Below are 451 nucleotides of genomic sequence, written 5' to 3' on the forward strand. Positions count from 1 at the left end.
GTCTGTTCATGCTGCTCGGGCTGCTGCAATCGCTCGTCACGCCGTTCTTCTTCTCGTTTCCGAGTTTCCCGTTGATCGCGCTGCTCGCGGCCGGCGAGGTGGCGGCCGAAGCGCGAAAGCGGGCCCCGCGGCCGGCGCCGGGGTGACGCGCGATCGGCCGAACGTTGCCGAAGAAGCGCCGCACGCCTCGGGGCAGGGCCGCGCGGGCGGAATCGCGTGCCGGCATGGCCGCGCATGGCCGCTCGCGGTGCGCGGAACATGGCGAGCCGCATGAGCGCGACAGGGCCGGGCGCGTCGAGCCTGCGCCGGCCCGCACGGCGTTTCTCGCCGATGCCGGACCCATGCTTGCGATGAGAGGCGCCGGGCGGCGCCTCGCGCCGATGCGGGCGGAAAGCGCGCGTCGCATCCCGGGCATGAACGCCGACGAACCCGGACGAGTGCCGACGAGCGC

The 451-nt window shown here is 73.8% G+C and carries 1 protein-coding gene; it reads left to right on the forward strand.

All coding sequences use genetic code 11. The features are described from left to right. Nucleotides 1–224: 224 nt before the first annotated feature. Nucleotides 225–451: hypothetical protein (locus tag J5M71_RS28410; RefSeq protein ID WP_207838966.1), on the forward strand; the 227-nt coding region annotated here is incomplete at its 3' end.

Origin of the sequence: Pseudomonas sp. 43(2021) (assembly GCF_017490805.1) — a bacterium.
Classification (GTDB): Bacteria; Pseudomonadota; Gammaproteobacteria; order Pseudomonadales; family Pseudomonadaceae; genus Aquipseudomonas.